The organism is Streptomyces sp. XY006, assembly GCF_002237655.1.
Classification (GTDB): domain Bacteria; phylum Actinomycetota; class Actinomycetes; order Streptomycetales; family Streptomycetaceae; genus Streptomyces; species Streptomyces levis.
In genome coordinates this window covers 225,152-248,036 of record NZ_NOKT01000003.1, presented here as the reverse complement: position 1 = coordinate 248,036, position 22,885 = coordinate 225,152, and the positions used below count along the sequence as shown (strand labels likewise).

The 22,885-nt window shown below is 70.2% G+C and carries 19 protein-coding genes and 1 tRNA gene; 15 read left to right on the top strand and 5 right to left on the bottom strand.

The annotated features are described in order from the left end of the window. Positions 1-156: 156 nt before the first annotated feature. Genes desA through CHR28_RS05645 form a run of 4 tightly spaced genes read left to right on the top strand, consistent with a single transcriptional unit; the run spans position 157 to position 5,156 of the window. Complete coding sequence (gene desA / locus CHR28_RS05660; protein ID WP_094052342.1) at positions 157-1,599, top strand: lysine decarboxylase DesA; 1,443 nt, start codon at positions 157-159, stop codon at positions 1,597-1,599. Continuing rightward, positions 1,583-2,860, top strand: a complete 1,278-nt coding sequence (locus tag CHR28_RS05655) for a lysine N(6)-hydroxylase/L-ornithine N(5)-oxygenase family protein (RefSeq protein WP_094052341.1) — start codon at positions 1,583-1,585, stop codon at positions 2,858-2,860. Before desA ends, CHR28_RS05655 begins: the two co-directional genes overlap by 17 nt. Beyond that, positions 2,857-3,387 (top strand): GNAT family N-acetyltransferase, encoded by a 531-nt coding sequence (locus CHR28_RS05650; RefSeq protein WP_094052340.1) that lies wholly within the window; start codon positions 2,857-2,859, stop codon positions 3,385-3,387. The genes CHR28_RS05655 and CHR28_RS05650 overlap by 4 nt, the downstream gene beginning before the upstream one ends. Beyond that, positions 3,384-5,156 carry an IucA/IucC family protein gene (locus CHR28_RS05645; RefSeq protein ID WP_094052339.1) on the top strand — a complete coding sequence of 591 codons (1,773 nt, stop codon included), beginning with the start codon at positions 3,384-3,386 and terminating at the stop codon, positions 5,154-5,156. The genes CHR28_RS05650 and CHR28_RS05645 overlap by 4 nt, the downstream gene beginning before the upstream one ends. A gap of 123 nt (positions 5,157-5,279) precedes the next feature. Here the strand turns inward: CHR28_RS05645 and CHR28_RS05640 are convergent, their stop codons facing one another. After that, positions 5,280-6,884 (bottom strand): beta-N-acetylhexosaminidase, encoded by a 1,605-nt coding sequence (locus CHR28_RS05640; protein ID WP_094052338.1) that lies wholly within the window; start codon positions 6,882-6,884, stop codon positions 5,280-5,282. An 80-nt stretch (positions 6,885-6,964) separates the two neighbouring features. Here CHR28_RS05640 and CHR28_RS05635 point away from each other — a divergent pair, with 80 nt between their 5' ends. Beyond that, on the top strand, positions 6,965-7,849 hold the full coding sequence (locus tag CHR28_RS05635; protein WP_094052337.1) for a DUF4429 domain-containing protein: 885 nt from the start codon (positions 6,965-6,967) through the stop codon (positions 7,847-7,849). 19 nt (positions 7,850-7,868) lie between these two features. Here CHR28_RS05635 and CHR28_RS05630 read toward each other — a convergent pair whose 3' ends face one another. Next, the gene (locus CHR28_RS05630; RefSeq protein WP_179272317.1) at positions 7,869-9,434 is read right to left on the bottom strand and encodes a purple acid phosphatase family protein; all 1,566 of its coding nucleotides are present in this window, start codon (positions 9,432-9,434) and stop codon (positions 7,869-7,871) included. A 186-nt stretch (positions 9,435-9,620) separates the two neighbouring features. Here CHR28_RS05630 and CHR28_RS05625 point away from each other — a divergent pair, with 186 nt between their 5' ends. Then, on the top strand, positions 9,621-9,878 hold the full coding sequence (locus CHR28_RS05625) for a hypothetical protein (protein ID WP_031130491.1): 258 nt from the start codon (positions 9,621-9,623) through the stop codon (positions 9,876-9,878). A gap of 12 nt (positions 9,879-9,890) precedes the next feature. Further along, on the top strand, positions 9,891-11,708 hold the full coding sequence (glmS, locus tag CHR28_RS05620; RefSeq protein ID WP_094052335.1) for a glutamine--fructose-6-phosphate transaminase (isomerizing): 1,818 nt from the start codon (positions 9,891-9,893) through the stop codon (positions 11,706-11,708). A gap of 151 nt (positions 11,709-11,859) precedes the next feature. Here the strand turns inward: glmS and CHR28_RS05615 are convergent, their stop codons facing one another. Further along, complete coding sequence (locus CHR28_RS05615) at positions 11,860-12,420, bottom strand: GPR1/FUN34/YaaH family transporter (protein ID WP_094052334.1); 561 nt, start codon at positions 12,418-12,420, stop codon at positions 11,860-11,862. A gap of 145 nt (positions 12,421-12,565) precedes the next feature. Beyond that, the gene (locus CHR28_RS05610; protein ID WP_031114250.1) at positions 12,566-13,093 is read right to left on the bottom strand and encodes a universal stress protein; all 528 of its coding nucleotides are present in this window, start codon (positions 13,091-13,093) and stop codon (positions 12,566-12,568) included. A gap of 308 nt (positions 13,094-13,401) precedes the next feature. Between CHR28_RS05610 and CHR28_RS05605 the strand changes: the two genes are divergently transcribed. The 4 genes from CHR28_RS05605 (at position 13,402) to CHR28_RS05590 (ending at position 16,351) form a co-directional block, all read left to right on the top strand. Continuing rightward, the gene (locus tag CHR28_RS05605) at positions 13,402-13,734 is read left to right on the top strand and encodes a hypothetical protein (RefSeq protein WP_179272316.1); all 333 of its coding nucleotides are present in this window, start codon (positions 13,402-13,404) and stop codon (positions 13,732-13,734) included. Between the two features lie 377 nt (positions 13,735-14,111). After that, positions 14,112-15,383, top strand: a complete 1,272-nt coding sequence (locus CHR28_RS05600) for a helix-turn-helix domain-containing protein (protein WP_094052333.1) — start codon at positions 14,112-14,114, stop codon at positions 15,381-15,383. A gap of 177 nt (positions 15,384-15,560) precedes the next feature. Beyond that, positions 15,561-16,163, top strand: a complete 603-nt coding sequence (gene orn, locus CHR28_RS05595) for an oligoribonuclease (RefSeq protein ID WP_094052332.1) — start codon at positions 15,561-15,563, stop codon at positions 16,161-16,163. A gap of 115 nt (positions 16,164-16,278) precedes the next feature. Next, a tRNA-His gene (locus CHR28_RS05590) sits at positions 16,279-16,351 on the top strand. A 116-nt stretch (positions 16,352-16,467) separates the two neighbouring features. Here CHR28_RS05590 and CHR28_RS05585 read toward each other — a convergent pair. Beyond that, positions 16,468-17,523 (bottom strand): LacI family DNA-binding transcriptional regulator, encoded by a 1,056-nt coding sequence (locus tag CHR28_RS05585; RefSeq protein ID WP_094052331.1) that lies wholly within the window; start codon positions 17,521-17,523, stop codon positions 16,468-16,470. A gap of 411 nt (positions 17,524-17,934) precedes the next feature. Between CHR28_RS05585 and CHR28_RS05580 the strand changes: the two genes are divergently transcribed. The 4 genes from CHR28_RS05580 to CHR28_RS05565 all read left to right on the top strand — a co-directional run bounded on the left by CHR28_RS05580 (position 17,935) and on the right by CHR28_RS05565 (position 22,747). After that, positions 17,935-19,257 carry an ABC transporter substrate-binding protein gene (locus tag CHR28_RS05580; RefSeq protein WP_094052330.1) on the top strand — a complete coding sequence of 441 codons (1,323 nt, stop codon included), beginning with the start codon at positions 17,935-17,937 and terminating at the stop codon, positions 19,255-19,257. Between the two features lie 5 nt (positions 19,258-19,262). Next, positions 19,263-20,276: a carbohydrate ABC transporter permease gene (locus CHR28_RS05575; protein WP_094052329.1), complete on the top strand. Its 1,014-nt coding sequence runs from the start codon at positions 19,263-19,265 to the stop codon at positions 20,274-20,276. A gap of 12 nt (positions 20,277-20,288) precedes the next feature. Next, positions 20,289-21,194, top strand: a complete 906-nt coding sequence (locus CHR28_RS05570; protein WP_094052437.1) for a carbohydrate ABC transporter permease — start codon at positions 20,289-20,291, stop codon at positions 21,192-21,194. Between the two features lie 116 nt (positions 21,195-21,310). Continuing rightward, positions 21,311-22,747 (top strand): GH1 family beta-glucosidase, encoded by a 1,437-nt coding sequence (locus tag CHR28_RS05565; RefSeq protein WP_094052328.1) that lies wholly within the window; start codon positions 21,311-21,313, stop codon positions 22,745-22,747. The last annotated feature ends 138 nt before the right edge of the window (positions 22,748-22,885 follow it).

Below are 22,885 nucleotides of genomic sequence, written 5' to 3'. Positions count from 1 at the left end.
CCCTTACCGACCGAAGCGTCCTGAGTGGCGTGAGTGACCACTGTCACGGCAGGGCCCGGTTTCGCGTGATCGAAGTTAGGTTAGGCTTACCTAAGTTGAACCCGGAGCAGCCCGCTCCTGTCCCGCACCGGACTGTCCCCACCGGAGGACCCCCACATGCGCTCGCACCTGCTCAACGACACCACCGCGGAGGCCTACCGGCGCTCCGTGACCGAAGGAGTCGAGCGGGTGGCCGCCAAACTCGCCGCCACCGACCGGCCGTTCACCGGCGTCACCGTCGACGCCCTCGCTCCCCGCATCGACGGGATCGACCTCGACCAGCCGCTGCACGACACCACCGCGGTGCTCGACGAACTGGAGGAGGTCTACCTCCGGGACGCGATCTACTTCCACCACCCGCGCTACCTGGCCCACCTCAACTGCCCGGTCGTCATCCCGGCCGTGCTGGGCGAGGCCGTCCTGTCCGCCGTGAACTCCTCGCTGGACACCTGGGACCAGTCGGCCGGCGGCACGCTCATCGAGCGGAAACTGATCGACTGGACGACGGCCCGCATCGGCCTCGGCGAGAACGCCGACGGCGTGTTCACCTCCGGCGGCACCCAGTCCAACCTCCAGGCGCTGCTGCTCGCCCGCGAGGAGGCCAAGACCGAGGACCTGGCGAAACTGCGCATCTTCGCCTCCGAGGTGAGCCACTTCAGCGTGAAGAAGTCCGCGAAGCTGCTCGGCCTCGGCCAGGACGCCGTCGTGTCGATCCCCGTCGACCACGACAAGCGCATGCAGACCGTCGCCCTCGCCCGGGAGCTGGAGCGCTGCGCGCAGGACGGCCTCGTCCCCATGGCCGTCGTCGCCACCGCCGGCACCACCGACTTCGGCTCCATCGACCCGCTGCCCGAGATCGCCGAACTCGTCGCGCAGTACGGCACCTGGATGCACGTCGACGCCGCCTACGGCTGCGGTCTGCTCGCCTCGCTCAAGCACCGCGACCGCATCGCGGGCATCGAGCGCGCCGACTCGGTGACCGTCGACTACCACAAGTCCTTCTTCCAGCCGGTGAGTTCCTCGGCCGTGCTGGTCCGCGACGCCGCCACGCTGCGGCACGCCACCTACCACGCCGAGTACCTGAACCCGCGCCGCATGGTGCAGGAACGTATCCCCAACCAGGTGGACAAGTCCCTGCAGACCACCCGCCGCTTCGACGCCCTCAAGCTGTGGATGACGCTGCGCACCATGGGCGCCGACGGCATCGGGCAGCTCTTCGACGAGGTGTGCGAGCTGGCCCGGGAGGGCTGGAAGCTGCTCGCCGCCGACCCGCGCTTCGACGTCGTGGTCGAGCCGAGCCTGTCCACCCTGGTCTTCCGCTACATACCGGCGGACGTCACCGACCCCGCCGAGATCGACCGCGCCAACCTCTACGCCCGCAAGGCCCTGTTCGCCTCCGGTGACGCCATCGTCGCGGGCACCAAGGTGGGCGGCCGCCACTACCTGAAGTTCACCCTGCTCAACCCCGAGACGCAGGCGTCCGACATCGCCGCCGTCCTCGACCTGATCGCCGGCCACGCCGAGCAGTACCTGGGAGAATCCCTTGACCGCGCGTCCTGACAACCCGACCGCCGTCCACGACTTCGTGGGCATCGGGCTCGGCCCGTTCAACCTCGGCCTGGCCTGCCTGACCGAGCCCATCGCCGAACTCGACGGCGTCTTCCTGGAGTCGAAGCCCGACTTCGAATGGCACGCGGGGATGTTCCTCGACGGCGCCCACCTGCAGACGCCGTTCATGTCGGACCTGGTCACCCTCGCCGACCCGACGTCGCCGTACTCCTTCCTGAACTACCTGAAGGAGAAGGGCCGGCTGTACTCGTTCTACATCCGGGAGAACTTCTACCCGCTGCGCGTCGAGTACGACGACTACTGCCGCTGGGCCGCGAACAAGCTGAGCAGCATCCGCTTCGGCACGACGGTGGCGGAGGTGACCTTCGAGGACGACGTCTACCTCGTGACGACCACGGCCGGCGACACCTACCGCGCCCGTCACCTGGTCCTCGGCACCGGCACCCCGCCCCACGTCCCCGAGGCCTGCCAGGGACTGGGCGGCGACTTCATCCACAACTCCCGCTACCTCCAGCACAAGGCGGAGCTGCAGCAGAAGGACTCCATCACGCTGGTCGGCTCGGGCCAGTCGGCCGCCGAGATCTACTACGACCTGCTCGGCGAGATCGACGTCCACGGCTACCGGCTGAACTGGGTGACCCGCTCCCCGCGCTTCTTCCCGCTGGAGTACACCAAGCTCACGCTGGAGATGACGTCCCCCGAGTACGTCGACTACTTCCGCGAGCTGCCCGAGGCCACCCGCTACCGCCTCACGGCCGAGCAGAAGGGCCTGTTCAAGGGCATCGACGGCGACCTGATCAACGAGATCTTCGACCTGCTCTACCAGAAGAACCTCGGCGGCCCGGTCCCGACGCGGCTGCTCACCAACTCCGCGCTGACCGCGGCCCGCTACGAGAACGGCACCTACACCCTGTCCTTCCGTCAGGAGGAGCAGGAGAAGGACTTCGAGCTGACCTCCGAGGGCCTGATCCTCGCCACGGGCTACCGGTACGCCGAGCCGGAGTTCCTCAAGCCGGTCCGCGACCGCCTGCGCTACGACTCCCACGGCAACTTCGACGTGGCCCGCAACTACGCCATCGACGTCACCGGCCGGGGGATCTTCCTGCAGAACGCCGGCGTCCACACGCACAGCATCACCAGCCCCGACCTGGGCATGGGCCCCTACCGGAACGCGTACATCATCCGCGAGCTGCTCGGCACCGAGTACTACCCGGTGGAGAAGACGATCGCGTTCCAGGAGTTCTCGGTATGACCTTCACGTTCCGCCCCCTCGACCCGCTGCGGGACGCCGAGCTCCTGCACGCCTGGGTCACCCACCCCAAGGCCGCCTTCTGGATGATGCAGGACGCGAAACTGGAGGACGTCGAGCGCGCCTACATGGAGATCGCGGCCGACGAGCACCACCACGCCGAGCTCGGCCTCCAGGACGGTGTTCCCGCCTTCCTCATGGAGAAGTACGACCCGGCCCACCGCGAGCTGGTGGGCCTGTACGAACCGCAGCCGGGCGACATCGGCATGCACTTCCTCACCCCGCCGACCGACACGCCCGTGCGCGGCTTCACCCGGTCCGTCATCACCGCCGTGATGGAGCACCTCTTCGAGGACCCGGCGGTGCGGCGGGTCGTCGTCGAGCCCGACGTGGACAACAAGGCCGTCCACGCCCTGAACGAGGCCGTCGGGTTCGTACCCGAGCGCGAGATCCAGAAGCCGGAGAAACGCGCGCTGCTCAGCTTCTGCACGCGCGAACAGTTCCTGGCCGCCCGAGGAGTAGCCGTATGACCCTGTCCGACGCCGTAGCGCATCTGTCCCCCCACCGCTGGGCGCGGGCCAACCGCCTCCTGATCCGCAAGGCGCTCGCCGAGTTCGCGCACGAGCGCCTCATCACGCCGGAGGCCACCGCCGAGGGCACCTACGTCGTCCGCAGCGACGACGGCCTGACCCGGTACACCTTCGCGGCGACGCTCCGCGCCCTCGACCACTGGCAGGTCGACGCCGAGTCGATCACCCGCCACCGCGACGGCACCGAACTCCCGCTCGCCGCCCTGGACTTCTTCATCGAGCTGCAGAAGTCCCTGGGCCTGAGCGACAGCATCCTGCCGGTCTACCTGGAGGAGATCTCCTCCACCCTCTCCGGCACCTGCTACAAGCTCACCAAGCCGAAGACGACCGCGGCCGAACTGGCCCGCGCCGACTTCCAGACCATCGAGACCTCGATGACCGAGGGCCACCCCTGCTTCGTGGCCAACAACGGGCGGCTCGGCTTCGGCATCCACGAGTACCTGTCGTACGCCCCGGAGACGGCGAGCCCGGTCCGCCTCGTCTGGCTGGCCGCACACCGCTCGCGGGCCGCGTTCACGGCCGGCGTCGGCATCGAGTACGAGTCCTTCCTGCGCGAGGAACTGGGCGCGGAGACCGTCGAGCGGTTCCACGCGGTCCTGCGCGAGCAGGACCTCGACCCCGCCGACTACCTGTTCATCCCGGTCCACCCCTGGCAGTGGTGGAACAAGCTCTCCGTCACCTTCGCGGCCGAGGTCGCCCGCAGGCACCTGGTGTGCCTGGGCGAGGGCGACGACGAGTACCTGGCCCAGCAGTCCATCCGGACCTTCTTCAACCGGACGAGCCCCGAGAAGCACTACGTGAAGACGGCCCTGTCCGTCATCAACATGGGCTTCATGCGCGGTCTGTCGGCCGCCTACATGGAGGCCACGCCGGCGATCAACGACTGGCTGGCCCAGCTCATCGAGGGCGACCCGGTGCTGAAGGCCACGGGCCTGTCGATCATCCGCGAGCGCGCGGCGGTCGGTTACCGGCACCTGGAGTACGAGCAGGCCACCGACCGCTACTCGCCGTATCGCAAGATGCTGGCCGCGCTGTGGCGGGAGAGCCCGGTGCCGTCCCTGCGGGAGGGCGAGCAGCTGGCCACCATGGCCTCGCTGGTCCACGTCGACCACCAGGGAGCCTCCGTCGCGGGCGCCCTGATCGAGCAGTCGGGCCTCGCCCCCACGGAGTGGCTGCGCCGCTACCTCCAGGCGTACTTCACCCCGCTGCTGCACAGCTTCTACGCCTACGACCTGGTCTTCATGCCGCACGGTGAGAACGTCATCCTCGTGCTGAAGGACGGGGTCGTGCAGCGGGCGATCTACAAGGACATCGCCGAGGAGATCGCGGTCATGGACCCGGACGCGGTGCTGCCGCCGACGGTGGAGCGGCTGCGCGTGGAGGTCCCGGAGGACAAGAAACTCCTGTCGATCTTCACGGACGTCTTCGACTGCTTCTTCCGCTTCCTCGCGGCGAACCTCGCCACCGAGGGCGTCCTGGAGGAGGAGGACTTCTGGCGCACGGTCGCGGAGGTCACCCGCGCCTACCAGGAGTCGGCGCCCGAACTGGCCGACAAGTTCCGGCAGTACGACATGTTCGCCCCCGAGTTCGCGCTGTCCTGCCTGAACCGCCTGCAGCTGCGCAACAACGAGCAGATGGTGGACCTGTCGGACCCGTCGGGCGCCCTCCAGCTGGTGGGCAACCTGAAGAACCCGATCGCGGAGTTCTGACCCGGAAGCAGACGGCCCCCCGGTGTACGGTCCACCGGGGGGCCGTCCTTTTTTCAGGGGCAGAGGGGAACTCTCAGGGGCGCGGGGAACTGCGCGACAAGCCCCCACCCACCCGCACCCGCATCACTGCCCGGCGGCCCCCCACGGCACCTGCGGCGACCGATACCACTGAATCCCCAGGGCATCCCACCGCTCGGCCTGCGCAGCCAGCCGCACCTTGTACCGCTCCCAGTCGTGCGTGGACGCCGGCGACCACCCCAGCTCGGCCACGCCCGGCAGCCGTGGGAACGCCATGTACTCGATCTGCCCGGAGTTCTCCAGGGTCTCCGACCACATCGGCGCCTCCACGCCCCGCACGGCACCGGCCGGCACCCCGGGCAGATACGCCCCCGGGTCCCAGTCGTAGGACCGCTGCACCTCGACGTACCCGGCCCAGGACAGCCCGAGCGGGGTGTCCTTGGTGTACTTCATGTCGAGGTAGGCCCGGTCCGCCGGGGACAGGATCAGCCCGGTCCCGCTCTGCGCGGCCTTCACGACCCGCGCCTTCTCCTCGGGGCTCGTCCGGTCCAGGCCCCAGTACTGCGCGAGCGCTCCCCTGGCCGGAGTGGCCCCGGTCAACTGGTGCCAGCCGACGACCGTCTTGCCGTACTTCGCGACGACCGGCTGCACCCGGTCCATGAACTTCACGTAGTCCTCGTGGCTGGTGGAGTGCGCCTCGTCGCCCCCGATGTGCAGGTACCGGCCCGGGGTGAGCGCGGCCAGCTCCCGGACCACGTCGTCGACGAAGTCGTACGTGATCTCCTTGCCGACGCACAGCGAGCTGAAGCCGACCTCGGTCCCGGTGTACAGCGGCGGTGCCACACCGTCGCAGTTCAGCTCGGCGTAGGAGGCGAGGGCGGCGTTGGTGTGGCCGGGCATGTCGATCTCGGGGACCACCTCCAGGTGGCGGGAGGCGGCGTACCGCACGATCTCCTTGTACTGGGCCTTGGTGTAGTAGCCGCCGGGGCCGCCGCCGACCTCGGTGGAGCCGCCGTGGGTGGCCAGCCGCGGCCAGGAGTCGACGGCGATACGCCAGCCCTGGTCGTCGCTGAGGTGCAGATGCAGCTTGTTGATCTTGTAGAGGGCGAGCTGGTCGATGTACCGCTTGACCTGGCCGACGGTGAAGAAGTGCCGGGAGACGTCGAGCATGGCACCGCGCCAGCCGTAGCGCGGGGTGTCCTCGATCGTGCCGCCGGCGACCAGCCAGGGCCCGGGCTGCACGCTCTCCTTCTCTACGGCCGCGGGCAGCAGCTGGCGCAGGGTCTGCACGCCGTGGAAGAGGCCCGCGGGGGTTCTGGCGCTGATCGTGAGGGACCGGGCGTCGCTGTTCAGGCGGTAGCCCTCGGGACCGAAGTCGCCGTGGGAGAGCCGCAGTCGGATGCCGCCCCGCCCGTGCGTGGTGACCGGCAGGCGGTAGCCGGTCGAGGGCCGCAGGAGGTCCGCGAGGTACTCGGCGACGCCCCGCGCCTCCCGCGAGCCGTCGACGCGGATGTGCGTGGAGCGGGTGATGCGGTACGGATCGCCGCCGGGCTCGGCCGAGGCCGGTGCGGGTACGACCCGGTCGAGCGGGGTGGGGACCGCCGCCCGGGCCGGGGCGGCCTGGGTGACGCCGACGCCCACCGCGACGAGCAGCAGGGAGCCGAGAAGGCGAAGTGTTCTGTGGCGCTGTCTGACGAGACCGTCTCTCACAAAACCGTCCCTTCCGTGAGCCGTTGAGCTCCAAGAGGTCTGGACCACTATCCCGGGACTTGGGTGAAACAATCCACCCCATGGCGGAAATCATCCAGAAGGACGGCTCGTGGATCTTCGACGGCGACGCCCTGCGGCTGACCCCGGGGCGGGACAAGAACGTCAGCCTGCTCCGCAGGGAACTGGGTGAACTCGTCGTCCCGCTGGGGGCGTTGGCGGGCATCTCACTGGAGCAGGGCAAGAAGAGCGGCCGGCTGCGGCTGCGCCTGCGCGACGGCGCCGACCCGCTGCTGCACGCGACCGGCGGGCGGCTCACCGAGCCCCACGACCCGTACCAGCTGATCGTCGAGTCCGACCGCTACGGAGTGGCCGAGTACTTCACGGACGAGGTCCGCAACGCGCTGCTGCTGGACCAGGTGCCGGCCGGCCCGGTGACCGAGTACCTGCTGCCCGGGCCGGCCGTGCCGCTGTCGGTCTCCGCCGGGGACGGCACGGCGAGCTTCGACGGAGAGCGCATACGCCTGGAGTGGAACTGGAAGACGGAGGACGCCAAGGCCGCCGCCGGCGCCCGCACGCTCGCGCTCACCGACGTCACGGGCGTGGAGTGGCACCCGGCGGTCGGCCTGGAGAACGGCTGTCTCCGCTTCGCCGTGCGCAACGCGCCGACCAGGACTCCGCCCAAGTACGACCCCAACGCCGTGGAGCTGTGGGGCTTCAAGAAGGACCCGCTGATGGCACTGGTCGCCGCGGCGGTCCAGGCCAGGCTTCCGCACCCGGCCCGGGCCGCCGCCGACGGCGTGGCGGACGCGCCACCGGAGCTGCCCTCTCCCCCGGTCGCCTCCGCGGAGGACGACCACGACGCCCTGCTGCGCCGGCTGCGCGAGCTCGGGGAGCTGCACCGCACGGGCGTGCTCACGGACGACGAGTTCGCGCTGGCCAAGCAGGCGATCCTCAAGCGGATGTGACGCCCGCCGCGCTACGGCGTCACTTCGCCCGGCGGGCCACGGTGAAGTGGTCCACCTGCTCCCCGCTCTCGGCGATGCCGCGCACCGTCAGGGTGGCGAGACGTCCCTTCGGCGCGGGGGTGACGTCCACGCGCAGGAAGGAGTAGTCGAGGTAGCGCACCCGGGACCAGGCGACGGTCTCGGTGCGCTTGCCGCCGTCGACGTTGACGAACGAGGCCACGGAGTCCACCTCGTGCTCGTGGCCCTCGTAGGACAGCGGGGCGCTGAACGCGTAGAGGCTGCGTCCCGCCGCACCGGCCGTGACGTAGACCACGCCCTCGGTCTCCGGGTAGGCCGTGCCGCCCACCGGGAGCTTCTTGACGACCCGGTCGCCCTTGATCACGTCGGTGCGCTCGTACTGGTGGTTGTGACCGTTGACGACCAGGTCGACCGTGTACTTCTCGAACAGCGGCACCCACTCCTCGCGCACCCCGCCCTCGGAGGCGTGCGCGGTGGAGGTGCAGTAGGCGCAGTGGTGGAAGAACACGACCACGAAGTCGATGTCGTGCGCGGCCCGGTACTTCCTGAGCTGCGCCTCCAGCCACCTGGTCTGGGTGCCGCCCGAGAGGCCGAGGTTGGCCGGGATCTCGAAGGAGACGTCGTTGGCGTCGAGCGAGATGACGGCCGTGTTGCCGTAGACGAAGGAGTAGACGCCCGGGAGGTTCCGCGGGTCGGGTCCGTTGCCGGGGAGGGTCCAGCGGGCCTCCTCGCCGCCGTAGCCGTGGGGCGCGTACCAGGCCTCCATGTCGTGGTTGCCGTAGGCGGGCATCCACGGCACGGACTTGGCGACGGACTCGGTCTGGGCGAGGAACTGGTCCCACACGCGCGCGTCGAAGCCGGTGTCGTCGGCCCGGCCCTGCCCGGCCGGGTCGCCGTAGGCGATGTCGCCGGCGTGCAGGTGGAAGGCGGGGTTCTGGCCGAGCAGCAGGCTGTTGTTGGCCAGCGCGTGGTAGCTGACGCCCTCGTCGCCGAAGGCCGTGAAGGTGAAGGGGCGCTTGTGGGCCGGGGCGGTGGTGAAGGTGCCGAGGGTGCCCAGCAGGTGCGGCTCGGCCGGGTCGAAGCCCTGGTGGCCGACGCCGTAGTAGTACGTCCGGCCCGGGCGCAGACGGGTCAGCCGGGCGTGCACGTAGTACTGGGTGTGGTTCCCGCTCGCGCCGACGCCGGCGGGCGTGAAGAGGGTGCGGACCTCGGCGTCGATCCGGTGGGAGAGGTCGGTGGGGTGGGCGCCGACGCGGATGAAGGGCTTCCTGACGGCGACCGGGACCTGCCAGGAGACGGTCATCTCCGTGCGCGGGTCGGAGCCGTAGGCGAGGTGGCGGCCGAAGGGGGCGACGAGCGCGCCGTCGACGGCCTCGGTGGCGGGTGCGGTGCGGGCGGTGGGCACGGCGGCCCGGGCGGTGGCGCCGGGTACGAACGCGCCACCGGTGACGGCGCCGAGCGTCACGGCGCCGCCTCTGATCATCGTGCGCCGGGAGAACCGGGCGCGCAGGTACTCGTGCTGCTCGGCCATGCTCATGCGCTCGGCGAGCCGCTCGGGTACGCCCATACGAGGAGTGTCCATGGCGTCCAAAAGTCGACGCCTCGGGCAACGAGACGCGGGACGTCCGGTGGACGCCCCACGAACAAGCGCTCATGGCCGGTTCAACGTTCCCCCAAAAGATCCCCGCAGGCGCTTGCCCGAATCCGGGCAGATTTCTTGCGAAAGAGCCGCCGGTACCCCAGGATCTAGCGAGTGCACGACGAACTCGTTGATCATCTGACGCGGTCCACCGCCCTCAGCCGGGGCGAGGCGCTGCGCGTGATCCAGGACGTGCTCGCCTACTTCGACGAGACGACCGAGGAGTACGTCCGTCGCCGCCACCGCGAGCTCCAGGCCCAGGGCCTGGTGAACGCGGCGATCTTCGAGCGGATCGAGGCGGACCTCAAATACCGCGCGGTGGCCCCGCCGGAGCTCTCGCTCCGGCAGCTGCGGCGCATCGTCTACGGCTAGGAATACGTATACATGTGCGGAATCGTCGGTTACATCGGGAAGCGTGACGTCGCGCCCCTGCTCCTGGAAGGCCTGCAGCGCCTGGAGTACCGCGGCTACGACTCCGCGGGCATCGTCGTCACGTCCCCGAAGACCTCCGGCCTGAAGATGGTCAAGGCCAAGGGCCGCGTGCGCGACCTGGAGGCCAAGGTCCCGGCCCGCTTCAAGGGCACCACCGGCATCGCCCACACCCGCTGGGCCACCCACGGCGCCCCCTCCGACGTGAACGCCCACCCGCACCTGGACGCCGAGGGCAAGGTCGCCGTCGTCCACAACGGCATCATCGACAACGCCTCCGACCTGCGCCGCAAGCTGGAGGCGGACGGCGTCGAGTTCCTCTCCGAGACCGACACCGAGGTCCTCGTCCACCTCATCGCCCGCTCGCAGGCGACCAAGCTGGAGGACAAGGTCCGCGAGACCCTCCGGCTCATCGAGGGCACCTACGGCATCGCCGTGATGCACGCCGACTTCCCCGACCGCATCGTCGTCGCCCGCAACGGCTCCCCGGTCGTCCTCGGCATCGGCGAGAAGGAGATGTTCGTCGCCTCGGACATCGCCGCCCTGGTCGCCCACACCCGCCAGATCGTCACCCTCGACGACGGCGAGATGGCCACCCTCAAGGCCGACGACTTCCGCACCTACACCACCGAGGGCACCCGCACCACCGCCGAGCCCACCACCGTCGAGTGGGAGGCCGCCTCCTACGACATGGGCGGCCACGACACCTACATGCACAAGGAGATCCACGAGCAGGCCGACGCCGTGGACCGCGTGCTGCGCGGCCGCATCGACGACCGCTTCTCCACCGTGCACCTGGGCGGCCTCAACCTGGACGCCCGCGAGGCCCGGCGGATCCGCCGCGTGAAGATCCTCGGCTGCGGCACCTCGTACCACGCGGGCATGATCGGCGCCCAGATGATCGAGGAGCTGGCCCGCATCCCCGCCGACGCCGAGCCGGCCTCGGAGTTCCGCTACCGCAACGCGGTCGTCGACCCCGACACCCTCTACGTCGCCGTCTCCCAGTCCGGTGAGACCTACGACGTGCTGGCCGCCGTGCAGGAGCTCAAGCGCAAGGGCGCCCGCGTCCTGGGCGTGGTGAACGTGGTCGGCTCAGCCATCGCCCGCGAGGCCGACGGCGGCATCTACGTGCACGCCGGCCCCGAGGTCTGCGTCGTCTCCACCAAGTGCTTCACCAACACCACGGTGGCCTTCGCCCTGCTCGCCCTGCACCTCGGCCGCACCCGCGACCTGTCCGTGCGCGACGGCAAGCGCATCATCGAGGGCCTGCGCAAGCTGCCCGCGCAGATCGCCGAGATCATGGAGCAGGAGGAGGACGTCAAGAAGCTGGCCCAGCAGTTCGCCGACGCCCGCTCGATGCTCTTCATCGGCCGGGTCCGGGGCTACCCGGTGGCCCGCGAGGCGTCCCTGAAGCTCAAGGAGGTCTCGTACATCCACGCCGAGGCCTACCCCGCCTCCGAGCTCAAGCACGGCCCGCTGGCCCTGATCGAGCCGGCCCTCCCCACGGTCGCGATCGTCCCCGACGACGACCTGCTGGAGAAGAACCGCGCCGCCATGGAGGAGATCAAGGCCCGCAGCGGCAAGATCCTCGCGGTGGCCCACCAGCACCAGGAGAAGGCCGACGAGACGATCGTCGTCCCGAAGAACGAGGACGAGCTGGACCCGATCCTCATGGGCATCCCGCTCCAGCTCCTCGCCTACCACACGGCGTTGGCCCTCGGCCGCGACATCGACAAGCCCCGCAACCTCGCCAAGTCGGTGACGGTGGAGTAGAGGCCTGCCGTTCAGGGGCGCGGGGAACTGCGCGACAAGCCCCCACGCACCCGCACAGGCCGCCAAAGAGGACGGACCCCCACGTGCTGCCACCAAGCACGGGGGGTCCGTTTCATCGCCGGGAAGCCGCCCAACTCCCCAGCCGGCGCGGCTAACCGGTGGCCGTCACACCCCGGCCCGCAGCGCGTCGCGGAATCGCCGTCGGCCAGTGCGCCAGCGCGGCCGTCGCGGCGTACCAGGCCACCGCACCCGCGGCGACGGCGAACCAGCCGCCCACCTTCACGAGCCCGTCGTTACCGGCGAAACTCGCGATCGCCATGAGCAACAGGGCGACGAAGAACAGCCCGTACACGCCCTGACCGAGCTGGTCCCCGCCCGCGAGCATCAGCGACAGGGCCACCAGGGCGAACAACAGCAGGAACAGCCCTGCCTCGTTGCCGGAGGCGGTGTCGGTCACGGCCCAGGTGAACCACAGCGCCCCGAGTACCGAGAACGCCGTCCCGCCGGCGGCGTCACCCTCGCGCAGGGCCACCAGTCCGGCGACGAAGAGGGCGACTCCCCCCACGTACTGGGCGATTGACGCGGCGCCAGCCGCCGAGACGCCGTCGATCACGGCGGTGTGCGCGAGTCCGAAGGCCAACAGGGTGACGGCGAGGGCGAGTCGGCCGGCCACGGTCGTGATTCCGCTTCCCGCGGAGACGTCTTTGTCCACGGCGGGCTCCCTTCGTGCAGGTGCGGTGGTGCGATGTCCCGTATATGCCCTTCACAAGAGCACAAACACCTCTACGCGTGAGTAGATTCACGCGCGCACGAAGGAAGTTGACTGCCCCTCAGGACCTGCCGCCAGGGGGCTGCCGTCAGGGAATGACGACGACGGGCCGCTGCGCCCGCTTGGCGAGCCGCCCGGCGACGGACCCGAAGATCCGCCCGACGATGCCGTGGGTCGAGCCGACGACGATCGCGTCGGCCTCGTACTCCCGCCCGACCTCTTCGAGTTCGTGGCAGATGTCGCCGCCGCGCTCGACCAGGATCCAGGGCACCTCGGCGAGGTAGTCCGCACAGGCCAGCTCCAGACCGAGCACCTCCGTGCGGTGGTCCGGCACGTCCACGAACACCGGCGGCTCACAGCCGGCCCACACCGTGGTCGGCAGCCGGTTGGCGACATGGACGATGATCAGGCCCGAACCGGAGCGATGGGCCATGCCGATCGCGTACGCCAGGGCGCGCTCACTGGAGGTGGAGCCGTCGAAGCCGACCACGACCCCGTGCTTGAAGGCGGGATCGCAGGAATGGCGTGGCTCTTCCGCCGCCAGGGGCTCGGCCGCCGTGGGATCGGCGACGGGCCGCTTGCGGTCCGCTGGTTCGAAGAATTCGTGACCGGCCATGGCTGTCTCGGCGTTGTGATCCTTTAATGGGTGGGACAACACTGTGCGGCGGAGCTGTGTCCGGGAATGGTCTTCCCAACCCCATACCCCCAAGGGTACGGCGGCACGCCTCCTTAGCCCAGACCCCGCCTGCCGTGCGTGCGGGTTCCAGGGAGCATGCACGAGGCGACGCCCGTAACGCAATGGTTGCTGCGCTGTACAGGCGGTTTGCACGGGATTCACTTACCCGTGGGGGTGATCCGGCCGCACAGTGACCGACGTCCCGGCCGCGCGTTGAACCCCGTGAGCCACGCCACAGGGAGCACGCCATGTCCGGACACCGTCCCGCCTCCGAGGCGGGCCGCGCGACGCCGCCGCAGCGGGACGGCGCGACCGAGGTGATCCGCTGGGCGGCCTTCAGCTGCGTGCTCGTCCCGGTCGTGCTCCTCGCCTTCGGCACCTCGCTCGCCGGAGCCGCCGGCACCGCTGTCGGGCTCGCCGCCGTCACGGGCGCGTGCCGGGTCCTGCTGCGCCAGTCCGAGCGCGGCGCCGCCCGGCTGGCCGCCGAGGACCGGGCACCGCACCGGGGCCGGCACCAGCGCACCGGAACGGGGTCGCACCGGGGCGGGCGGCACACTGGAGGGGATACACCGGTCGGTTGACCGGTTTCCGTGCACGCGCACGTCGGTTTTCAGCCAACTTCCGGCACCCCCGCATCCCCCTGCCGAAACACCCCCCAACCCCCGTTCGACCTGCACGGAAAGGGCCTCGGGTGGACCGCGCACCCTACGTGGATTGGCCACCGCGACAAGGCGCACTTCCCTGCACGCCCCACGAGTGCAACGCTTCGTGATCGAATGCTTCACGCCAAGTTGCCAAGTCGACAATGTGCCGAGTGCCGAACCGGCCACTCCGGCACGACGGGACACAGTAGATTCGATCTTGACTGTCTACGGCGGGGGACTCGTGCAGGACCGAGGGGAAACGTGCAGGAGCGACACAACCGAGGAGCCGCGACCACCGAGGGGGGCTTAGCAGTATGAGCCACGACTCCACTGCCGCGCCGGAAGCCGCGGCCCGGAAGCTTTCCGGGCGACGTCGCAAGGAGATCGTCGCGGTGCTGCTGTTCAGCGGCGGCCCCATCTTCGAGAGTTCCATACCGCTGTCGGTGTTCGGGATCGACCGCCAGGACGCCGGCGTACCGCGCTACCGACTGCTGGTGTGCGGCGGCGAGGACGGCCCACTGCGGACCACAGGGGGCCTGGAACTCACCGCGCCACATGGCCTGGAAGCGATCTCGCGCGCGGGCACGGTCGTCGTGCCGGCCTGGCGCTCGATCACTTCGCCGCCACCGGACGAGGCGCTCGACGCGCTGCGCCGCGCCCACGAGGAGGGCGCCCGCATCGTCGGGCTGTGCACCGGTGCCTTCGTCCTCGCGGCGGCGGGCCTGCTGGACGGCCGCCCCGCGACGACACACTGGATGTACGCGCCGACACTGGCCAAGCGCTACCCGTCCGTGCACGTCGATCCACGGGAACTCTTCGTGGACGACGGCGACGTGCTCACGTCGGCGGGCACTGCGGCCGGAATCGATCTCTGTCTCCACATCGTGCGGACGGACCACGGCAACGAGGCGGCCGGGGCCCTGGCCCGCCGCCTGGTGGTCCCGCCGCGCCGGTCGGGCGGACAGGAGCGCTACCTCGACAGGTCTTTACCCGAGGAGATCGGCGCCGACCCGCTCGCCGAGGTCGTCGCCTGGGCGCTGGAGCACCTCCACGAACAGTTCGACGTGGAGACGCTGGCGGCACGCGCGTACATGAGCCGGCGTACGTTCGACCGCCGCTTCCGCTCGCTGACCGGGAGCGCGCCGCTGCAGTGGCTGATCACGCAGCGGGTGCTCCAGGCGCAGCGCCTGCTGGAGACGTCGGACTACTCGGTGGACGAGGTGGCGGGCCGCTGCGGCTTCCGCTCGCCGGTGGCCCTGCGCGGCCACTTCCGCCGGCAGCTCGGCTCGTCCCCGGCGGCGTACCGGGCGGCGTACCGCGCCCGGCGCCCGCAGGGCGAGCGGCCCCAGGACACCGAGGCCGCGCCCGGCGGCTCCGGACCGGGGCTGCAGGGCCACCCCGGACATGGCGGACACGGCGGACACGGCGGACACAGCGGGCATTCCGGCCCGTCCGGTCAGCCACCGGCCCCGCTACACCCGGAGCACCCGGTCCCGCTCCAGTCCCGGCGCACGGCGGCCGCGAGCGCGGTGGGAGCGTCCCCGGCGCTGTCGGCCAGCCTCCCGGGGCAGCGCAGCGCGACATGAACGGCCGGCGGGGCCCGCGAAGAGCACGCCTCTTCGCGGGCCCCGCCGCGTTTCCCCGGGGATGTCCTGCCGCGGGCCCGGCCACGCCCCGCCGGCCCCACGGGCCCCGCCGGCCCCACCCGGTATTCCCGCGCACGGTCTGCTCAGCCCGCGCCGGGGCGCCGTAAGGTTAGACACATGAACGATCGCATGGTGTGGATCGACTGCGAGATGACCGGCCTCTCGCTGTCGGACGACGCGCTCATCGAGGTGGCCGCCCTCGTCACCGACTCCGAGCTGAACGTGCTCGGCGACGGCGTGGACATCGTCATCCGGCCGCCGGAGCGGGCGCTGGAGACGATGCCGGAGGTGGTGCGTCAGATGCACACCGCGTCCGGACTGCTCGCCGAGCTGCCGAACGGCACGACGCTCCAGGACGCCGAGGAGCAGGTCCTGGCGTATGTGCGGGAGCACGTCAAGGAGCCGGGGAAGGCCCCGCTGTGCGGCAACTCCGTCGGCACCGACCGCGGCTTCCTGCTGCGCGACATGCCGACGCTGGAGGACTACCTCCACTACCGGATCGTCGACGTGTCGTCGATCAAGGAGCTGGCCCGCCGCTGGTACCCGCGGGCGTATTTCAACAGTCCGCAGAAGAACGGCAACCACCGCGCGCTCGCCGACATCCGCGAGTCCATCGCCGAGCTGCGCTACTACCGCGAGGCCGTCTTCGTCCCGCAGCCCGGGCCGGACTCCGACACCGCGAAGACGATCGCGGCGAAGCACGTCCTGCCTGCTCAGTAGGTGCGCAAGGGGCCCGTCGGGGGCCGCCGGGAAAGCCGGGCGCGAGCACCCCTTCGGACCCTGTACACTTTTTCTCGGCCGGTCGGGGAACACGCTGATCTCCAAGCCGGTCATGGTGGGTGTAGCTCAGCTGGTAGAGCACCTGGTTGTGGTCCAGGATGCCGCGGGTTCGAGTCCCGTCACTCACCCTCGACGACGAAGGGGCTGCCCCGGGAAACCGGGTCGGCCCCTTCGTCGTGTCCGTCTCACCCGCAACGGCGCCCGGCGAAGCCGCCGTTGCGCCGCTCCCCGGCGGCGCCCCGTGTCACGACGACGACCGCGGCACCAGTTCCGTGGCCAGGACCAGCTGCCGGCGCTCCAGTCCCCGCGACGCGAGCGGACGGCGGTCGGCGATCTCCGTCAGCAGCAGGTCGATCATCCGGCGGCCCATCTCCTCGATGGGCTGGCGGACGCTGGTGAGCGGCGGATCCAGGTGGCGCGCTATGGCCGAGTCGTCGTAGCCGACGAGCGCCACGTCGTCCGGGATGCGGCGCCCCGCCTCGCGCAGCGCCTGCCGCGCACCGGCCGCCGTCACGTCCGACGCGGCGAACACCGCGTCCACGTCCGGGCGGCGCTCCAGCAGGGCCGCCATCGCGCGGCGGCCGCCCTCCTCCGTGAAGTCGCCCCCCTCGATCAGCGTCTCGTCCACCTCGTGCCCCGCGCCGCTCAGCGCCGCGCGGTAGCCGTCGACACGCCGCTGGGCACCGTAGACGTCCCGGCGGCCGGTGATGTGGGCTATCCGGCTCCGGCCGCGGGAGAGCAGATGCTCGACGGCCTGGCGGGCACCTCCGTAGTTGTCCGAGTCGACCGACGGCAGGGTCTCCGCCGCCGAGCGCGGACCGCTGATGACCGCGGGGATCTCCAGCTGCGCCAGCAGATCGGGCAGCGGGTCGTCCGCGTGCACCGAGACCAGCAGGACGCCGTCCACCCGGTGGGCCGCCAGGTACTGCGCGAGCCGCTGCCGCTCCCGGTCGCTGCCCGCGAAGATCAGCAGCAGCTGCATCTCCGTCTCCGACAGCTCCGAGCCGACGCCCTTGAGCATGTCGGAGAAGTACGGCTCGGCGAAGAACCGGGTCTCCGGCTCGGGCACGACCAGCGCGATCGCGTCCGTGCGGTTGGCGGCGAGGGCACGCGCGGCGGTGTTCGGCACGTAGCCGAGCTCCGCGACCGCCGCCTCGACGGCGGCACGGGTGGCGTCACTGACCCGGGGCGAGCCGTTGATCACCCGGGAGACCGTGCCGCGGCCGACACCGGCGCGCGCCGCCACCTCTTCGAGGGTGGGCCGGCCACCGCTTCGGCCCCGCGCTCCGTGGCTTGCCATGGGCTCCGCCTTCCCGTACGTACCCGCGCTCTGCGGCTGGCCTGGAATTTAACAGGCTCGTCAGCTCTGGTGACCGGTACCGACGGCATGCCGCCCCCGGCCTTCCGCTTCCGCCCGGCGCACCGGTACCGCCGGGGCCCGCCTGGCTTGATACTGCCGACCGGGCACCCAAGGAGGCCCGGTCCCGGTCCAGTTAACGTCCCGATAACTGAACGCATCTCTCCCTGTCCGGTCCCTTGACACCCCCGCTCCGACCCGCGAACCTTCAACACATCACTGGTGGGAGCGCTCCCACAGTACCTGACACATACACAACCCGCACGTTCCCCGCCCGAGCCGCAGCGAGTGAAAAACGGGTCCAACAATGCAGTTGGCCGGGGGGTCGGCACGTCAGGGCAACAGGAGGACGACATGCGAGCACGCATCCGAACCGCCCGCAAGGCGCTGGCCCTCGCGGCCGTCGCGTCGCTGGGCACCGGGCTGCTGGCCGGCTGTGCCGACGACGGTGGAGACGACAGCTCCGGCTCGTCGTCCGGCGGCAAGGGCAAGACCACGATCACGCTCGGGCTCTTCGGCACCATGGGCTTCAAGGAAGCGGGCCTGTACGCCGAGTACGAGAAGCTCAACCCGAAGATCAAGATCGCTGAGAACGTCGTCGAACGCAACGAGAACTACTACCCGGCGCTGCTGAACCACCTGACCACCAACAGCGGCCTGCAGGACGTCCAGGCCGTCGAGGTCGGCAACATCGCCGAGATCGTCAACACCCAGGCCGCCAAGCTGGAGGACCTCTCCAAGGTCTCGGGCGTGAACAAGGCCGACTGGCTGGACTGGAAGTGGCAGCAGGCCACCACCAAGGACGGCCAGACGATCGGTCTCGGCACCGACATCGGCCCGATGGCCATCTGCTACCGCAAGGACCTGTTCGAGAAGGCCGGCCTGCCCAGCGACCGCGCGGAGGTCGGCAAGCTGTGGGCGGGCGACTGGAACAAGTTCGTCGACGTCGGTGAGCGGTACAAGAAGAACGGCCCCGAGGGCACGACCTTCATGGACTCCCCCGGCGGTCTGATCAACGCGATCCTCAGCAGTGAGAAGGAGAAGTTCTACGACGCCTCCGGCAAGGTCATCTACAAGACCAACCCGGCCGTCAAGAACGCCTTCGACCTGACCGCCGAGGCCGCCGAGAAGGGCCTGGTCGGCGCGCAGACCCAGTTCCAGCCGGCCTGGGACCAGACGATCGCGAACAACAAGTTCGCCGCGATGGCCTGCCCGCCGTGGATGCTCGGCTACATCAAGGGCAAGTCGCAGCCCGACGCCAAGGGCAAGTGGGACGTGGCCGTGGCGCCCAAGTCCGGCAACTGGGGCGGTTCCTTCCTGTCCGTGCCGAAGAACGGCAAGAACGTCGAAGAGGCCAAGAAGCTCGTCGCCTGGCTGACCGCGCCGGAGCAGCAGGCCAAGCTGTTCAAGGTGCAGGGCAGCTTCCCCAGCGCGCAGGCCGCCTTCGACAGCGCCGAGGTCACCGGCGCCAAGAACGACATGACCGGCGACGCGCCGATCGGTGAGATCTTCGCCGAGGCCGCGAAGCAGATCCCGGTCCAGGTGATCGGCCCGAAGGACCAGATCATCCAGCAGGGTCTGACGGACAACGGCGTCATCCTCGTCACGAAGGGCAAGTCCGCGAAGGAGGCCTGGGAGACGGCGACGAAGACCATCGACAACAACCTGGACCAGTGACCCGGATGACCACCCGTCACGACACCGCCGCGCCCCCCGTCAAGGAGGGGGGCGCGGCCCCGGGCCGCCCGCCCGCCGACGCCGTCTCCGAGCAGGAGGTGAAGCGCCGGGCCAAGCTGTCGCGCCGCTGGCAGCGGGACGTGCGCTGGAGCCCGTACGCCTTCGTCTCGCCGTTCTTCCTGCTGTTCGTGGCCTTCGGCCTGTTCCCGCTGATCTACACGGGATGGGCCTCGCTGCACCAGGTGGAGCTGACCGCGCCCACCGACATGAACTGGGTGGGCCTGCGCAACTACACGCGCATCTTCGACGACGAGTTCTTCTGGAACGCGGCGAAGAACACCCTGACCATCGGCATCATCTCCACCGTCCCGCAGCTGCTGATGGCCATGGGCATCGCCCACATCCTCAACTACAAGCTGCGCGCCTCGACCTTCTACCGGGTCGCGATGCTCGCCCCGTACGCCACCTCGATCGCCGCCGCCTCCCTGGTGTTCGTGCTGCTCTTCGGGCGCGACTACGGGATGATCAACTGGGCGCTCGACGTCGTCGGGATCGACCCGGTCGACTGGCAGGGCGACAAGTGGCCCTCGCAGATCGCCGTCTCGACGATCATCATCTGGCGGTGGACCGGCTACAACGCGCTGATCTACCTGGCCGCGATGCAGGCCATCCCGCAGGACCTGTACGAGTCGGCCGCCCTGGACGGCGCGAGCCGCTGGCAGCAGTTCCTGCACGTCACCCTGCCGTCGCTGCGTCCGACGATCCTGTTCACGGCCGTGGTGTCGACCATCGGCGCCAGCCAGGTCTTCGGCGAGCCGCTGCTGTTCGACGCCAACAAGGGCGCCTCCGGCGGCGCGGAGCACCAGTTCCAGACGCTCGGCCTGTACCTGTACGAGCAGGGCTGGGTGAACCAGCACCTGGGCCGTGCCTCGGCGATCGCCTGGACGATGTTCCTGATCCTGATCGTCATCGGCATCGTCAACTACGTCATCTCGCGCCGGCTGCGCGCCAGTAGTTAAGGAGTTGTGGCCGTGACGACGACTGTGACGCCCCCCGAGACCTCGCCCGCCCGGCAGGACAGGCGTTCGCGCCTGCCGAAGTCGGCGCGGGCCGGCGGGACCCTGCACGGCGGTCCGATCGCGTACGCGATCCTGATCCTGTTCACGATCGTGTCGCTGTTCCCGCTGGTGTGGACCGCGATCGCCGCCTCCCGTGACAACCAGCGCCTGGCGCAGACGCCGCCGCCGTTCTGGTTCGGCTCCAACCTGTTCAAGAACCTGGAGATCGCCTGGACGGACGCCAACCTCGGCGAGGCGTTCCTCAACACCACGATCGTGGCGGGCATCTCGGCGCTGACCATCGTCGTGCTGTCGACGATCGCCGGGTTCGCCTTCGCCAAACTGCGCTTCAAGGGCCGCAACGCCCTGATGCTGATCGTCATCGGCACGATGATGGTGCCGCCGCAGCTGAGCGTGATCCCGCTGTACATGATGGTCGCCAAGCTGGACTGGACCGATCAGCTCCAGGCGGTGATCTTCCCGTCGCTGGTGAGCGCGTTCGGTGTGTTCTTCATGCGGCAGTACCTGCTGCAGGCGCTGCCGGACGAGATCATCGAGGCCGCCCGGGTGGACGGCGCGAGCAGCTGGCGGGTGGTGTGGCACGTGGTGTTCCCCGCCGCCCGGCCCGCGATGGCGGTGCTCGGCATGCTGATGTTCGTGCAGACCTGGAACGACTTCCTGTGGCCGTTCCTGGTGCTCACCCAGACCGGCAACCCGACCGTGCAGGTCGCCGTGGCCGGCCTCGGCCGCGGCTACACGCCCGACCAGTCCCTGATCATGGCGGGCGCGCTGCTGGGCACGCTGCCGCTGCTGCTGGTCTTCGCGATCTTCGGCAAGCAGATCGTGGGCGGCATCATGCAGGGCGCCGTCAAGGGCTGAGGCCCTGTCTCCGGAGGGCCGGGCCGACGCCGCCCCGGCCCCTCCCTTCCTTCCTCGTCCTCTTCTTTCCCTCCCCCTCCGCCAACGGTCTCCTCGACCTCATTGGGAGCGCTTCCATGCCTGACTCCGAGAACCCGGCCACTCCGGTGACCTTCCCTCCCGCCTTCCTCTGGGGCGCGGCGACCTCCGCGTACCAGATCGAGGGCGCGGTGCGGGAGGACGGCCGTACGCCGTCGATCTGGGACACCTTCAGCCATACGCCGGGCAAGACGGCCGGCGGCGACCACGGTGACATCGCTGTCGACCACTACCACCGCTACCGCGAGGACGTGGCGCTGATGGCGGAGCTGGGCCTGGGCGCCTACCGCTTCTCCGTCTCCTGGTCGCGGGTGCAGCCGACCGGCCGGGGCCCGGCCGTGCAGAAGGGCCTGGACTTCTACCGCCGCCTGGTGGACGAGCTGCTGTCCAAGGGCATCAAGCCGGCCGTCACCCTCTACCACTGGGACCTGCCGCAGGAGCTGGAGGACGCCGGTGGCTGGCCGGAGCGCGACACGGCGTACCGGTTCGCCGAGTACGCGCAGATCGTCGGCGAGGCGCTGGGCGACCGGGTGGAGCAGTGGATCACGCTCAACGAGCCGTGGTGCAGCGCGTTCCTGGGCTACGCCTCCGGGGTGCACGCGCCGGGCCGGACGGATCCGGCGGCCTCGCTGCGTGCCGCGCACCACCTGAACCTGGCGCACGGGCTGGGCGCGACCGCGCTCCGCTCGGCGATGCCGGCCCGCAACTCGGTGGCAATCAGCCTCAACTCCTCGGTGGTGCGGCCGCTGTCGCAGGACCCGGCGGACCTGGCGGCGGCCCGACGCATCGACGACCTGGCCAACGGCGTCTTCCACGGGCCGATCCTGCACGGCGCCTACCCGGAGACGCTGTACGTGGCGACCGCGAGCCTGACGGACTGGGACTACGTCCTGGACGGCGACCTGGCGCTGATCAACCAGCCGCTGGACGCGCTGGGCCTCAACTACTACACGCCTTCCCTGGTCTCGGCGGCGGACGCGTCGGCGAAGGCGCCGCGGGCCGACGGGCACGGGTCGAGCGACCACTCGCCGTGGCCGGCCGCGGACGACGTCGCCTTCCACCAGACGCCCGGCGACCGCACCGAGATGGGCTGGACGATCGACCCGACCGGCCTGCACGAGCTGATCATGCGCTACACCCGGGAGGCGCCGGGCCTGCCGCTCTACATCACCGAGAACGGCGCGGCCTACGACGACAAGATCGACTCGGACGGCCGGGTGCACGACCCGGAGCGGGTCGCCTACCTCCACGGGCACCTGTCGGCGGTCCGCCGCGCGATCTCCGACGGCGCGGACGTGCGGGGCTACTACCTGTGGTCCCTGATGGACAACTTCGAGTGGGCGTACGGCTACGGCAAGCGCTTCGGCGCGGTGTACGTGGACTACGCGACGCTGGAGCGCACGCCGAAGACGAGTGCCCACTGGTACGCGCGGGCGGCGCGGACGGGGACGCTGCCGGAGGTCGAGGCGGTCTGACGGCGGCCCCGGGGGACGGGGCACGGCCCGCTCAGGGCGGTGCCGCGCCCCGCCGGTTCAGCCGTTGCCGACGCCGGATACGGCCCTTGCCGGGGACGGTTACAGCCCTTGCCGACGCCGGGGGCAGGCCGGTCGCTG